The following is a 12,308-nucleotide window of genomic DNA, read 5'->3' as shown; positions in this document are numbered from 1 at the left end:
ATTGCCTTGGGTGAATAAGCATGCAAAAGATAAGGATTCGACACATTTCCTTTTACTTCGCTAAGGCTGAAGTCTCACCCTTCAGGCAGCACTAAGTTGCCGTCAACTTACGTTTTTCAGGTAACTCCTCAGCGAGTTTGTTCGCTTTCATATACTTAACGTCTTCAACGAACCCTTTGGAAAGTTAACTAATATTGGGTTTATCCTAGCTACCCGGAAAATCAAGACACAGATCAGGTATAGCACTATGAAGATGTTTAGTTACCCGCTATAGCTAAACTCGAAGATAACTCATCTGTATGCTCGTAATGTCATGAATAAAGATGAGTTTTCTGAATAGCATCCGTTGAAAACAATGCACTTATCACCATATGATATCTAGAATATTGCTATTCTCGAGTGACTAAATCTAGAAGCGGGTAACCATGACGGAAAAAGAACAAATAGATGTCCTTATTGTATGCGCATTAAAGGATGAATTTGAGCAAGTCTTACAAATCAAGGACGGCATCGATAGTACTGGTTGGGGAGAGATAACTTTATCAAGCGGGAGGTTAGCTGCTGATGCTCGTTTTGCAGGTAAAGACAATGCAGCAATATCTGTCCGAGTTACTTGGTCTTCATATATGGGGCGGGAAGAAGCGAGCGCTCTAGTTCATAGCATGCTTTCCGAGGCCGAATTTAAGTGCATTGCAATGACGGGTATATGCGCAGGCCGAAGAGGAAAAGTCTCCCTTGGCGATGTTATTTTTGCAGAAAGACTTTGGTCTTACGATGCAGGTAAGCTCATTAAAGAAGGTGATATCGAGGTTTTTCAAGGTGATATGCTTCAATACCGCCCTGACACGGAAATTGTTCAAAGAATGCAAAACCTCTCTGTAGATTTGTCCGCTTGGCCGATATCTCGACCTAAGTACCCACTCGAAAATCAAGAGAATTGGGTAATACAGTGTTTAGCAAATAAAATTAAACCATTTGAACATGACGAATTTGATACCAAATGCGCAGATTGGCAATCTGTATTAGCCCGATTATTAAAGAAAAAATTAGTGACTAAGGAGCTTACTTTAACTAACAGTGGGCTCGAGAAAGCCAATGAGTTGAATCTATGGCACCCGAAAGGGTTACCTGAGCCTGAGCCATTTCAGATTCATGTCGCTCCTATAGCGACTGGGGCAGCTGTCGTTGAGGATTCCGGCTTGTTTTCGAGACTTTCTCAGTCTATGCGAAAGGTTCTTGGTGTTGATATGGAAGCAAGTGCTCTAGGTGCTGTTGGTAGTATAAATCGAATTCCGGTAATTGTTGCAAAAGCAGTTTCAGATTTTGGTGACACATTTAAAGATGATCAATACAGGCATTTTGCTTCTCAAGCATCCGCTCAGTGCATGTTGAAGTTTTTTCGAGATAATGCAGATATGTTTACTCACCACCAGGAAGTCGAGTTGATGAATGTTTCAACTGATGACCTAATTGGCTTTTTAGCAGAAGAATACCCTGATATTGCAGATGCGAGGGCTCTTTGGAAGAGAGCTGGCGGGCGAAACAGTGATATTGCGAGCAACTCAAGACCAAAAGATATGTGGTTGAACATTTGGCAAAAATCAGTCAATGGTGCAGCGGTGAAACCAACTGACCTGTTGAATACAGTTGCTCATGACTATCCTGAAAGCGATTTAATTAAAAGCTTTTTAACTCATTTATCCGTCAACGAAAAACTGTACTAAGGAGCTAGTATGGATGCAATTTTGGATTCATTTTTAAGTTTAGGACTTATCGAGAGCATCGACGGTAATGATGAACGCTATGCTAAAATCGAGCAAGCAGCTCAAAAGCTGGCTGAATACTATCGTGAAGAGCGTGACCAACTTATTCCAGCAATTCTATGTGGCTTAAACCCTAATGTTTCACTAGATGAGTTGGCTATAAACAAAGCAAAAGAGCTTCTTCAGAATGAGTGGAAGGCATTCTTGACCGCATATACTGATGAACCAGTTAATCTATATCGGTCTATTATTCTCGAAGCGTGCTCTCAAGTATCAGAAGAAGATAACAATGCTGCAATAATGTGGCTCACCGCTTGTGACGTATTCCCTTTATTAAGATGTGGAAAAGAAGAAAAAGTACTGCGAACCTTTTTGCAATCATTAGGGCGTACTGCTGAGCAGAATGCAATTGTTAGCGCGCCAGATTTGTCATTTAGCAAAGAGAAAACAATTAAGCTAGATGAGCTACCAACTCCAGTTGTTATTAAAAAAGATGTTGATGAAGATGATCTTCGCGAGCGTATAGGTGGAGCAGCTGGTCAAACTTATATAAATCAAGATGGTCAGAATGTAGCTGGGACAAAACCCAATAGATATTCCCCTCACCAGAACCCTGTCCATTGGGCAGGTGATTTTGCTGAAAGAATGTCTGAGATTATAGCTTCGGAAATCGCATTTGTTGAAGAACAATCAATTGCTAATAATAAGCAAATGGAGAATCTTAACTCGCTGAAGAAGTCCGTTGAAAAATCCCTGAATGAGCAAAGGCTAACCCTCCAAAGGCAGCAAAAAGCATTTTTAAATTTTCAAAGGCAGGAGCAGACGAGGCTAAATGTTTTATGGTGGGCTGAAGCTCTCTATTCAACATCTCAAAAAGAGAGCTATCGATCTCACCCTCCTAAAATCGCAGCAGTTTTAATGCCGTATGATTTGCTCGAAGAAATACAAATACCGTCACCAGCTAGTGTTGTATTCACATTAGCTGAGTCGGTAGGAAAATTACCTGAATGCAGTCATGACTGTAACTACAGTTTTTATGAAATTTTGACTGAAATTCGAAACAAACGTTCGCGGCTCGATCCTTGTTGGTTAGAAACACTTACTTCTAGATCAGATGAGAAAAGCTCAAATATCGGGGGGATGGTTGTTCGAGCTTTAGTTGATGAGAATTGCGATTTGAATTCATTGATAGAGAAATCTTTTATTCCTCAGGACTGGCGTTGTAGCTTACCCGAACTATCAAGAGCAATCTTTAGACAGGAACAAGCATACCGACTAGTTGCGGAGGTGTAGGTATGAGTCGGTGTTCAAATCCAAATTGCTTCGTACATGATGGCGATACTTGTTGTATGGGGGAGCTCAATCATGAAGATTGTCCTTCATGGAGCCGCAATAAGGCAACTGAGATAAGTGACCAAGAAAGAAATGAAAACAATATTTCCTTTCGTGTGCCTTGGTCATCCTCAGCTCTAGGGAGCTCAGATTTATCGCGTCTGTATCAACAAGGCCCATCAATTTTTATTGGATTGCTTGGCGCCCAAAATACAGGAAAAACGACTTTTCTAGCTGCGAATTATTTGCAATTACTGTCAGGTGAAAAGTACAACAATTTTGAGTTTTGTGGCTCTCAAACTCTTGGCGCATGGGAATCAATAGCATCATGGGCTCGAATTAACAATGAGAAGCAATTGCCATCATTTCCTCCTCATACTCCACGTGGGGTGGATCGAACACCTGGTATTCTTCATCTCATCTTACAAGACTCCAGTAATAAGATTAAGAACATCTTTCTTACGGACGCTCCTGGTGAGTGGTTCACAAGGTGGTCTATTGATGTCGACGCTGTAGATGCCGCAGGAGCACAATGGACAGCCTCTCAGAGCGATGCCTTCTTAATATTTGCAGATTGTGAAAAGCTTGCTGGAGAAGAACGCAGTGTGGCAAGGAGAGAGCTGCGGACAATTATCGAACGCTTAGGTGAATCTGTCGGTTCTAGGCCAACAGTGCTTGTTTGGGCAAAAAGTGACAAACAACCTACAGAGGGAATAAAAAAAGCAATTCAAAGAGCTTTAGAAAGCAATATTCCCCATGCCAAAGAGTTTGAAGTAACAGTGGAAGATCCTACTTCTTTTACAATAGCGTTAGAATCAATTTTAAATGAGGCTTGGATACCTGGGTTTTGTGAACCTATCACGGAACCTATTCTAGGGAACACTTCATTTCTCGCTTTTAGGGGGCACCATGAAAAATTCTGAGATACTGCTTCTTGGTGGCCCTAATAGTGGTAAGACACACTATGCAGGTCAACTCTTTGGACGACTAAAACGACGGCCAGGTAAGTTAAAAATAAGGACTGGTGATGGTGCGTCAGTTAATTTAAGTGCTTTAGAAGATGTACTAACCCAGTTGGAAGACGGCAATGCAGCTGAGCACACTCACGCCGATCAGTACTCCGAAATACTGTTCCCATTAATTGATAGCAACCAGATGACAATTGATCTGTACTGGCCTGATTACGGTGGCGAGCAATTATCTCAGGTTTTTAAGCAGCGAGAGCTCTCTTCAGATTGGCGTAGAAGGTTACAAAGTACAGATGGGTGGTTAGTATTTATTCGCCTTAGTGGAGAGAAAACTTACCCTGACGCTTTGTCAAAGTTAACTTCTATACCAACTAACACGCCAGGTGAAACTACAAGACCTGAAATTTGGGATGCTAACGTATATTGGATAGAACTTCTTCAGATGTTGTGTCACGTGGCAGGCTTAAATCTAAGCTCTAAGGAAAATAAGCCTCCGTTAGCTATCGTATTATCTTGTTTTGATGAAGTACTCGAAGAGGGTCAAGTGCCTTCAGAAGCCTTGAAAAGTAAATTACCGTTATTCTATTCGTTTATCCAAGCAACCTGGCCGGAAAAGATGACATCTATATGGGGGGTGTCTTCCTTAGGTAAAACCCTTCAACCCAATAGCAATGATGATGACTTCATCGATGAAGGCCCAGAATATCAGGGATGGGTAATTGCTCCAGAGCAGAGCAACAAAGATTCTGATTTAACGGCTCCACTCTCTTGGATACTAGATAATATATGATGACGAAACCACTAAAAGCGATTTATGGTTGCAGGGACAATAGTCATGATTTGCTATTCTGGGAGGGAGATTCACCCCTTCCTCCGGAGTTACTTGGCTTGACTGATAAACCCGGGGGATACGTTACCCCTAAAGAAAAATGGTGGCCAGCAATCAACTGTGGACCTGTTGGTAACTGGTGGGCGTTATGGAGTATTGAGCCTGATTTGGATGCGCCGCGCAGTGGTATGGTTAAAAGTACGGTTTTACTTTGGGAACTGGACAAGATACCTCAAGTACACTTTCTTGAAGAATTTATTTATCAACTAGTTAACCATGAAGAGTGCAAGCCGCCTCATTCCAGCTTGTTGCAAAGTGTCGCAAACAAACTGATTTGTAGCGATAACATCCTAGCTATAGAAGCTGACAAAACCTTACCCTTATTAATCGCTCAGCTATGGGAGAAATTGTGGGGAGAAGCACGAAAAGAATTTTCTGTTAGAAGCGCATTTACACCGCCTCAATCATTAGTACGTGCTAAGTTGCCTACATTTTACTATGTTCCCGCATCAGTTTTGAATCAATGGTATCTGCCTAACGTATCCTTAATTAATAGTACAACAACCACTGAACCCTCTCGAGCAACTAACTACCTGATTAATCGAGCCGAAAATGATTCGATACTTCATCAACTACTCCTTAACTGTTCCGAGTTAACTGGTGATTTGAAAGTATTGAATAAGCTAGGAAGAGCAGCTGACAACATTGATCGGTTTAGAGCAAATTCTACTTTGACTAATGCTATCGTGGCTCTTAGGGCTTTAATCGCTTGCTCTCCTTCACCAGATAAAGCTAAAGATATAAAAAACGAGCTCTTGAGTTCGATTAAGATGCTAATGGTTAGCGAAGGCGACGCTTCTGATATTTTAACTATGTGCAATTTATCAAGTGACGCCGTTCCTAAAGGAGCCATGCCGCAAGTGGAACTATCAAATTGGATAGAACACAATTTGATAGCTCTTGGTCATGAAGATCTTAACAAGTACTTTGAAAGAGCACTGCCAGGTAAATCAATGCAGTGGTGGTCACAGTCAGTAGTCAATGGCATCGGCACACTAGTTAATAAACCCGAAATCAGTGAACATATATTATTCTGGCTTTCTATAGTCCACTTTCAAAAAACTTTCTTACGGTTATCTTCTGTGCGACAAGATCTTGAGCAAATGTTGTTTGAAAGAGCGAAAACGAGTGACATGACAGCAGATAGCTTAATGGCACTAGAGCAATTTTCTATTTCTCAGGAATGGGCAAAGCTACATGCTTGGGCTGTTTTTAACCTATATGATGAAGATCAAGTATACAAAAAGCAACGCAACTCCATGCCCAATTGGACTGAAGGTGTACCATTCATAGTTCAAAGTTTGTCCCACAGGCATGCGATTAATCTACTCAGGGATAGTGCTTTTTCTCCATTCATTGATTTATTGGCTGAAAGATCCCTGAGAGAACCTAGTATTCTCAGTTATATTGACATCACAGAGCAAGATGCATTGCGGGTGTGGCAAAAACAGCTAAGCACAGGAGGGCTGTTTTATCCACCGAACATAGAAAAAGAAGATTTTCTAGCCAAGCTCTGTGATAATCTTCAGGTCAATCTTTTATCGATTGTTTTTGAAAGAGTCTCTGAAGAAATTTCGGAATATCTACTATCCAATGCAGATAGAGGCAAAGTTTGGTCGCAACTCGACTCAACTAAAAGTAAGATTCTCGCTGAAAATATGGCTCGAAAAGTTGTGGCTAATCCTCAAGCTTTGCTGAAATTAAACGATTCAGAACCATATCTTATTAATGCGTTGAAAACGCACATTGCTGGCAATACTTATATTGACGCTTCTTTTGTTCTATCTTACTTGTCTCAAAATATTTCTCATCATGAAAACGATGTATTGATATTAATTAAGAAGATCAACTCAAAGTGTTTAAGCAATCATGCCAATATACTTGGAAACATAATATTTGAAAAGCGTTGGAACAAGGTTGCCAATGGATTATTCAAAAGCAGCTATGGTTGGATGCCAGAAACACCACACTTTAAACCTACTATTGAAGCTTGTTCAGAGCTTTTAGATTCTACCAATACGTTTTGGTTTTCATTTTATACAGGTAAATCAACTCAACATCATAGAAACGAGATCATTAAGAGATTTTCGGAAGTTTGCGCCAATATAGCTTACGATAGGCTTGATTCTATTTGGTTGAAAGCTGGCGGAAACGCAAGTAAATTAAAGAATCATGGAACAGAACTTGATAAATGGCTTCACGCAGCAAGCGAGGCAGAAAAAGGGGCTTTAAAAAGAGGTTTAATAGACTTATTGGAGGTATTGATGGATGAGTACCCCCATAACAGACAGTTGAGTGAGGTCAATCATATTCTTTCAACCAGAAACTAATCAGGTAGTATTAAAAATGTCAGCTCGAGAATACAGCACAGAACAAGCAGAGCACTTTAAGAAGAAAGCCGATCACAATAAAATTGAGTCACTTTGGTGTTTTAGAATTATCATGCTCAGTACTCTATCTGCCCCCCTTTTGGTTAGTTTGAATGAGGGAATCTTTTACGCAAAAGTGCTACCATCAATCTTTTCGGCAGTAGCGGCATTTTGTACTGCATGGTTACAATTACGAAAACCTCAAGAATTGTGGTCAATATACCGGAATGCACAGAGACAAATAGAAATGCAGATTACCCACTTTGATTTCAATGTAGCAGAGTACACAGGCTTAGATGAAAACAAAGCGAATGAACAGCTAGCTCTAAATGTTAGTAACTTGGTATTGGAAACTAATAATCGATGGACAAAGAATGTTCCAAATCCATCTAACTTGAAAATAGAGAGTAACTAACATGAAGAAAGGTTATTAGCTAGTATAAGTATTAATGAAGTGGAGGCTATGAATTATCCTGACTGAATTAAATTTCAAAGCCATAGGTACTGCCTGTGGCTTTATCGTATCTGATAGTAAGAACAATTATGCTGAAATCAACTGTTTTTTTCATTAATCAGGCAACTATTACAAATTTTGCTACTGTTCAACTAGCGAGGAATACTCGGTAGTTGGTTGATAAGCAATGCGCATGCTTTGTACATTAAAACGATACGTTCTAAAACGTTCCGGGGCAAAAGTGAGTTAAAATGGCCTAAATCGGGTGATGTTTATTCTCATAAGCTTCAACAAAAGAAATTAGCTTTTCAAGCTCATCACCTTCCGGGGTATTAGGTTCAGCATCAAACAGGGCTTCAATTCTCTTTAGCGCCATTTTGTAGTCACTCTCCGATGCTTCTATTCCCAACTCGGTTGGTGACACTGAGGCTAGTTCATCCGCATGAGCATTCCAAGGAGTTAAACCTTCTACAAGCTCTTTTTCTGTGGGCTTCTTGCTCATCACTTTCTCCATCGATCAGTCTACGGGCAACACACTTCAGAGCTGAATGGCTTAAAGTTACTGCTGTTTTTTTCTAATCAGTTCAAGTACTTCTTTTTTGCCTTGGCTATCGAGCTTAGATAATGAACAGATCAGCTCCGCAAGCAAGTCATCATCACAATAAAAGTAAGCCACAGGCACACCAAGTTCGTCTGCAATGCGCTTCATGGTTTGGTAGTCTGGCGTGTGCTTTCCCTTTTCATACTGGTTCATGCGTGCGCTTGCTGTATTCGGTTCCATCCCCAGGATAATCCCGAGCTGTTGTTGAGTGTATCCTGCTGCTTTTCTGGCAGATTTAAGGCGAACAGGAATTGGGTTGGTCATAGCAAGCTCTTAGCAAAATCTAGATTTAGCTAAGATTGTCTTAGTATGAACAGGTTAAGTGTACTAAGGATTACTTAGTTTTCCTACTTTTCCGCAGTAACTGTGATAATGGAAGGAGATCGGTGTACTGGGTTGGGATAACGGCATCAAACTCATTCTCTGCACCAACGTCGTAATGCGATGGCACCGCAACTTCAGTCCCTTCGATTTCTTTGGCTGACAGCAAAAAGGGGTTCTTTGTCGATGGGAATAACATGCCAAATACTGAAGCAACATGATGTTGGTTAACGGTTGAAGCTTCTTCCGCCAGTGCCTGCTGTACGGCCAAATTTAATATCTGTTTTAAGCGCCGAATCTGGCCATGAGATGCAGAGAACAATGCCAGAATCATCTGCTTGCCATCTAACTGGGGAGCTTCATTAAAAGGCATACGTTTCAATAACCCCTTCACAAAACGTATAAATTGCTCTGGCTCTTGAGAGAGCTTGAAGTAGAGCAATTCACGGCGTATCAGGAGTCTTGATGACCACTGCGGTTCTTCTGCAATCTTAGCTGCCCAAGGCATGCCAACCAGAACAATCGGGACTGTGGCTTCCTCACTAATGTATTTCAATCGGGTCGCTATCTCGCTCAAAGCTCGTCCAGATTGAAATTCCACAAGTTCTTGAAACTCATTAATGATGATAAGTTCTGTATTTTTGGACTTTAAAGACCTGAGCAGTGACTCGGTCAGAGACTGATCTTTGCTCTTTCCCTTCCTGTAAACGGCACCAAACTGTCCCAAATCTTTTAGCAACTCAATAATCGTTGACTCGAGTGTGGGTTTACTGGGAATGCGACTGGATAGCACAGCGGCTGGATTTTGTGACGTTTGTAGCACTCGCCGGCAGTACTCTTGGATTAGAAATGACTTACCTGAACCTGTATCGCCTGTAAGCAACATACATTGCTGATCACCACCAAACTTCCGGTTGTACCTGAGCCGATCAAAGTCATTCATCACCGTCGTGGCGATTGGTAATTCAACAAACACATCGACAAACATCTGATATTTGAATTCATTTTCAGGCGAAAGCGAGAACATTAATAAGGATCCAGTTTAGAGATGAAATCATCCCATTCATCAGAATCTGGAAGTGCCTTTTGCGGATTCTTTTGCTCTTTAACGTTCAAAGCGGGAAGCGCTTCAGGCACGCAGGAAGCATCACTATCACTCCTCACACCATTATGTTTGGCTAACCGCGCCATGCCGCCCGTGGTTCGTTTTGGGCGGCTACGGTGAAGTTGGTTTAACTCCTCTGTTTCTCTTACAATTCGTTCATGAATGTATATTCTTGCCTTTGCCAATCCATCGAGGTCAGTGTGACGACTAATATAATCCCTGTAGAGTAGTTTGAATTTCAGATGATTATCGAGTGACAGACCTTTAGTGTACCCAATAGGATCTATGCAAGGGACTTTCAAGTAATGACGCTCACGCTCTAAATATACATAAATGCTTGATATATCATCTGGATCAGTTTTGGTCAGAATCACTGTATCTCTTGGATTCATACGACGATATGCAGCGAAATCTTGACTGTCATAGCGTAATCCATGAAGGTGAATTCCACCTCTACGATGCTTCCTGAAGGCTTGTAGTCCTAAAATAACAGATAATTTCTCAAGGTCTTCTGGTTGATAGCTAATTGGTGGCATCATAGACACACCTTCTTGCCACTTCAAATGAGGGATTAAGCGTTTTCTTGTATCAGTTTCATAATGGTAAACATCAATCACCCACTTATGGAATAACTCATCAAAAACAGAAAATGTCATGACAGAGTCTTTGGTAGGATCATACCCTGCACGCTCCATAATATTTGAGAATGTCTTACCTGGAATATTCACCAACAGCTTACTACTAATCGTCCTGAAAATTCGTTCTACTAAAGCTTTTAGCCAAGGTTTTCGAACCGGATTAAATTGGATATTTATCCCTACTTCTAAACAAGCCTGCTCTAAACTTCCCCCCCAAAACTCAGGTCCATTATCAACCACCAATGTCTCCATTTTCCCCTGACAGTACCAATCATGTTCAATTGAAGGATATCGTTCTTTCACGTAGTCTTTCGGTTTAATTGCATTCAATATTGCTTTCATCACCGAGTAATAGCTAGGCTGATTGTATCCTAGGTGAAAGCCAATAATGCTTTTACTATATTGATCAATAAGTAAGGTTAGGTAAGGTCGCCCTATGGGCAACTTCAATTCATCATCAAGCAAGATGAGATCAAGCGGTGTATGGTCTATTTCTACTTTTTCTAACACGCGTGATGGCGGCATATGAGCATCAATTTTATTAAACTCCATATCCGCCTGATATTTTCCATGCCGAGCCAGTACAACTTCATATGCAGGGAGTTTCTTCACTCGATTATAAAAACCTTTATATGAAACTGGCTTAATTTTACCATCCACAAGGCTTTGATTTTCAATGCGAATCAAATCTGAGTAGTATTCATAAACTGCAGCGATTGATGGACGTTCAGGCACAAGGTATCTCTCAATCGCTCGTTCGAAGAAAACTGAGTCATTGGCAACTTTTTGTTTTCTGTTGCCTTTATTTGAATTGTTCGGTAACAGAGACATCAGCGAAAAATTTGCTTCTGAATACCTCTTCCACCACCTAGCTAATGTTCTACAACTTGGAGGTTCAAGTTTCAACTCTATTGCAGCTTGTCTTATCAATGAATTAAGGTTCTTCTCCGTCCATCCACCTTTAACTCTTTTTCGAATCCACTCAATGAATCGATAACGCCGCATTACTTCTGATTGAATTTCTGTAGAATATGAAGCCAAGTCCCTATTGACAGTTCCATGAGTTGATAAGGAACCTTCGGAGTGCTTATCGAATTCGATAACTGTCTGAAATTCATCACCAAATACCCCTACCTCCTTCTCATGACTCATAAGATTTACTCCATACAACAGAGTTTAAACCCAATTCTTCATTTACCAAATTAGCAGAAATAACTCCTGATGATATTAGACTTAGTGCTGTTTTTAATATAAGTGGACGCTCAATCATTAGCTGCTTCGCAGCTTCATTGATACTTACTCGACCGAGTCTTTGAACCAGTGATAAAAAGAGGGTATGTAACGGAGTAAAAGACTGAAAACCAGAATAACGATGAAGAGCTTTAAGATTATTTAGCACAGGATTTACTCTGATTTGTTTCTCTGTAATTAATACCAATGTGATACCAAGTTCTGCTGCCTTTTGTTGCTTAGCAGGAAAACGTAACAGAAAATCTTCTTTCAGCGTTTTTTCCCACGGTTTTACCTCTATATATTTGATAACTCCTTTTTCAATTATTTTGAAATCAGGCGTATACGGGCAGTCTCGGTTAAGGTATTGATAAAAAAAGCCGACAGGCTGAGCTTCAAATGATTGGATATGAGGAGAGTATTCAAGGTGAAAGCATGTATCAAACTCAAGAGATCCTTCAACAAGAAGTACACTATTCATCTTGGCACTGACAAATTTAAATAGATTTTTTACACGGGAATGCTTGAGATTACGCTTGTACATGACGCAACCATTTTTGTAGTAAAACTACATAAAAAGTAGGCTATGACAGCTTATACTGCAAATTATGACAAGAAATTGGGAAGATATGTCAGCT

11 protein-coding genes are annotated in these 12,308 nt (G+C 40.5%); 6 read left to right on the top strand and 5 right to left on the bottom strand.

Translation table 11 applies throughout. The annotated features are described in order from the left end of the window. Positions 1–425: 425 nt before the first annotated feature. Genes EA58_RS02695 through EA58_RS02670 form a run of 6 tightly spaced genes read left to right on the top strand, consistent with a single transcriptional unit; the run spans position 426 to position 7,736 of the window. Positions 426–1,724, top strand: a complete 1,299-nt coding sequence (locus EA58_RS02695; RefSeq protein WP_036748657.1) for a 5'-methylthioadenosine/S-adenosylhomocysteine nucleosidase family protein — start codon at positions 426–428, stop codon at positions 1,722–1,724. Positions 1,725–1,733: 9 nt separating this feature from the next. Beyond that, a complete protein-coding gene (locus EA58_RS02690) occupies positions 1,734–3,056 on the top strand; it encodes a GTPase-associated system all-helical protein GASH (RefSeq protein ID WP_036748655.1) in 1,323 nt (440 codons plus the stop codon). 56 nt (positions 3,057–3,112) lie between these two features. Then, positions 3,113–4,018: a TRAFAC clade GTPase domain-containing protein gene (locus tag EA58_RS02685; protein WP_051641858.1), complete on the top strand. Its 906-nt coding sequence runs from the start codon at positions 3,113–3,115 to the stop codon at positions 4,016–4,018. Then, positions 4,005–4,853 carry a TRAFAC clade GTPase domain-containing protein gene (locus EA58_RS02680; protein WP_036748651.1) on the top strand — a complete coding sequence of 283 codons (849 nt, stop codon included), beginning with the start codon at positions 4,005–4,007 and terminating at the stop codon, positions 4,851–4,853. Before EA58_RS02685 ends, EA58_RS02680 begins: the two co-directional genes overlap by 14 nt. Next, positions 4,850–7,282 carry a GAP1-N1 domain-containing protein gene (locus EA58_RS02675; protein WP_036748648.1) on the top strand — a complete coding sequence of 811 codons (2,433 nt, stop codon included), beginning with the start codon at positions 4,850–4,852 and terminating at the stop codon, positions 7,280–7,282. Before EA58_RS02680 ends, EA58_RS02675 begins: the two co-directional genes overlap by 4 nt. Before the next feature lie 16 nt (positions 7,283–7,298). Further along, positions 7,299–7,736, top strand: coding sequence for a DUF4231 domain-containing protein (locus EA58_RS02670; RefSeq protein WP_036748646.1), 438 nt, complete (start codon positions 7,299–7,301; stop codon positions 7,734–7,736). Positions 7,737–8,031: 295 nt separating this feature from the next. Here the strand turns inward: EA58_RS02670 and EA58_RS02665 are convergent, their stop codons facing one another. From EA58_RS02665 to EA58_RS02645, 5 genes are all read right to left on the bottom strand, one after another. After that, a complete protein-coding gene (locus EA58_RS02665) occupies positions 8,032–8,277 on the bottom strand; it encodes a hypothetical protein (protein WP_036748643.1) in 246 nt (81 codons plus the stop codon). Positions 8,278–8,334: 57 nt separating this feature from the next. Beyond that, a complete protein-coding gene (locus tag EA58_RS02660; protein WP_036748641.1) occupies positions 8,335–8,640 on the bottom strand; it encodes a helix-turn-helix domain-containing protein in 306 nt (101 codons plus the stop codon). Between the two features lie 70 nt (positions 8,641–8,710). Further along, positions 8,711–9,724, bottom strand: a complete 1,014-nt coding sequence (locus EA58_RS02655) for a TniB family NTP-binding protein (RefSeq protein WP_051641857.1) — start codon at positions 9,722–9,724, stop codon at positions 8,711–8,713. Continuing rightward, complete coding sequence (locus EA58_RS02650; RefSeq protein WP_036748639.1) at positions 9,724–11,592, bottom strand: Mu transposase C-terminal domain-containing protein; 1,869 nt, start codon at positions 11,590–11,592, stop codon at positions 9,724–9,726. Before EA58_RS02650 ends, EA58_RS02655 begins: the two co-directional genes overlap by 1 nt. Beyond that, positions 11,582–12,214 (bottom strand): TnsA endonuclease N-terminal domain-containing protein, encoded by a 633-nt coding sequence (locus EA58_RS02645; protein WP_036748637.1) that lies wholly within the window; start codon positions 12,212–12,214, stop codon positions 11,582–11,584. Before EA58_RS02645 ends, EA58_RS02650 begins: the two co-directional genes overlap by 11 nt. Between the last annotated feature and the right edge of the window lie 94 nt (positions 12,215–12,308).

Origin of the sequence: Photobacterium galatheae (assembly GCF_000695255.1) — a bacterium.
Classification (GTDB): domain Bacteria; phylum Pseudomonadota; class Gammaproteobacteria; order Enterobacterales; family Vibrionaceae; genus Photobacterium; species Photobacterium galatheae.
Note: the sequence above shows the minus strand (reverse complement) of the source record. Positions and strands in the feature narration are given on the sequence as shown.

Bases quoted from the DNA above. Each gene is read 5' to 3' on its own strand.
- EA58_RS02695 (WP_036748657.1), top strand. From the start codon at position 426: ATGACGGAAAAAGAACAAATAGATGTCCTTATTGTATGCGCATTAAAG.
- EA58_RS02690 (WP_036748655.1), top strand. From the start codon at position 1,734: ATGGATGCAATTTTGGATTCATTTTTAAGTTTAGGACTTATCGAGAGC.
- EA58_RS02685 (WP_051641858.1), top strand. From the start codon at position 3,113: ATGGGGGAGCTCAATCATGAAGATTGTCCTTCATGGAGCCGCAATAAG.
- EA58_RS02680 (WP_036748651.1), top strand. From the start codon at position 4,005: ATGAAAAATTCTGAGATACTGCTTCTTGGTGGCCCTAATAGTGGTAAG.
- EA58_RS02675 (WP_036748648.1), top strand. From the start codon at position 4,850: ATGATGACGAAACCACTAAAAGCGATTTATGGTTGCAGGGACAATAGT.
- EA58_RS02670 (WP_036748646.1), top strand. From the start codon at position 7,299: ATGTCAGCTCGAGAATACAGCACAGAACAAGCAGAGCACTTTAAGAAG.
- EA58_RS02665 (WP_036748643.1), bottom strand. From the start codon at position 8,277: ATGAGCAAGAAGCCCACAGAAAAAGAGCTTGTAGAAGGTTTAACTCCT.
- EA58_RS02660 (WP_036748641.1), bottom strand. From the start codon at position 8,640: ATGACCAACCCAATTCCTGTTCGCCTTAAATCTGCCAGAAAAGCAGCA.
- EA58_RS02655 (WP_051641857.1), bottom strand. From the start codon at position 9,724: ATGTTCTCGCTTTCGCCTGAAAATGAATTCAAATATCAGATGTTTGTC.
- EA58_RS02650 (WP_036748639.1), bottom strand. From the start codon at position 11,592: ATGAGTCATGAGAAGGAGGTAGGGGTATTTGGTGATGAATTTCAGACA.
- EA58_RS02645 (WP_036748637.1), bottom strand. From the start codon at position 12,214: ATGTACAAGCGTAATCTCAAGCATTCCCGTGTAAAAAATCTATTTAAA.